The 1,514-nt window shown below is 56.9% G+C and carries 2 protein-coding genes; both read right to left on the bottom strand.

Annotated elements, in window-relative coordinates; all coding sequences use genetic code 11:
• Positions 1 to 110: 110 nt before the first annotated feature.
• Complete coding sequence (locus EOA13_RS37015) at positions 111 to 323, bottom strand: cold-shock protein (protein ID WP_127298034.1); 213 nt, start codon at positions 321 to 323, stop codon at positions 111 to 113.
• A gap of 308 nt (positions 324 to 631) precedes the next feature.
• Positions 632 to 778: a hypothetical protein gene (locus tag EOA13_RS38230; protein ID WP_164780621.1), complete on the bottom strand. Its 147-nt coding sequence runs from the start codon at positions 776 to 778 to the stop codon at positions 632 to 634.
• Positions 779 to 1,514 lie beyond the last annotated feature (736 nt).

The following is a 1,514-nucleotide window of genomic DNA, read 5'->3' as shown; positions in this document are numbered from 1 at the left end:
GGTCAGCAAAGGTGACACTTCAACGACATGCCGGTAGGCCACCAGACTTGATCATCTTGGTGCACTGAAGCTTGCGTGCCTGATGCGCTTGCCGAAATCACATGGCTGGTTCAGCCAGCCTTGCTCAGGTTGCCGGCCGACGATTTGCCGGTCCGCCGGTCCTGTTCTATCTCATAGTTGACCTTCTGGCCGTCAACGAGCGTCGATAGGCCAGCGCGCTCGACAGCAGAAATATGGACAAAAACGTCTTGTCCACCACTGTCAGGCTGAATGAAGCCAAAGCCCTTGGTCGCGTTGAACCACTTTACCGTTCCAGTCGCCATATAGGTGTTTCCTTGCCGCAGGTGTCTACGTGTCCGTTTGGCTGGCCGTACCGGCCGCTGCCATCAGATAGGATGCAGCAAATGGCGGTAATGGCAAGCCTTTGCCCTGTCTTAAGCCATTGGCGCCAAGCGGCGGTCCGCTGAACGCGGACGTCACCTCGGTAATTGACCAAGCAACACCAAGTCCCTGTTCTCACCGCTATAGCAGCACATTCACGCCACGCCGCGGACAGCGGCCGTTGCCTGCAGCCACAGCGTGCGCATTACTAACCGAAACTACCTCACTCAAGTCAGGGCTCGGGCGCGGATCAACGCGACGCGATGGAAAATATCATGCTGGCGTAGAGGAAGACGTCATGTGACTGGATTGCGACATAGCCCACCCCGATCTGCGAGCCGATCAGCGCGACGCGGTTGAGGAACCTGCCAGCCGTGGCGCTGATCAGCCTAGCCAATGCGGGAGGGCGACGGCGACCAATGCCGCCAGCTCAACCACGCCGCGGGACACGATTGTTTCCGGCGTAGGCCGAATGGCTGTTTGGCTTTGTGGGAACATCTAAATTAGCTGACGCGAGAACTGAGACCGAGCTCTACGCCCAACCCACGTGATCCGATTTTGTGAGCTTTACAAACAGGTCAAACCAAAACCGATGCTCGGGTCCGCCTCGATCGCCAAACGTCTCGAACGCACAATACGCGACCGACGTCGTCGGGTCTTTGCCGTATTTGTCGATCGCAGCGTCAATCGCCTCGTCCTCGGCTAAGAATTCCCATCCCGGAACTACGCTATTGTGAGTTCCCACGTTGGTCTCCTCAAACCCGCCCAGGAAAAATTAATACTTGGGCGACCCTACGTCACCCCTGCATTTCGAGAAATCACGTCAATCGCAATGAAGACCCGATCAGTTCAGCGCAGTACTACGCACCGCAAGCGGCACCACTCTTACGCGGGGCCGCCTCGAAACCAAATTCTGCTGTGGTACGCCGGCGGTGGGGCGTGGAAATTGTTTACGATTATCCCTTCCTCATCGAGCGGAGAGTAGCGGCAGCTCTATGAGGACCGGATCTGCTCCCACCGGATCAATATGCGCCCAAAGGCGGGATGCATCGCTATTAACCGCAGCATCGCAATAGGCCTGCCGGGGATTTATTGCTTTCACCGATAACCGCCACTATGAAGCAAAACTTCGC

Origin of the sequence: Mesorhizobium sp. M7A.F.Ca.US.011.01.1.1, assembly GCF_003998295.1 — a bacterium.
Classification (GTDB): domain Bacteria; phylum Pseudomonadota; class Alphaproteobacteria; order Rhizobiales; family Rhizobiaceae; genus Mesorhizobium.
This window is presented reverse-complemented; position numbering and strand designations above follow the sequence as displayed.

Excerpts from the sequence above, each read along its gene's own strand:
- EOA13_RS37015 (WP_127298034.1), bottom strand. The coding sequence starts at position 323 with ATGGCGACTGGAACGGTAAAGTGGTTCAACGCGACCAAGGGCTTTGGC.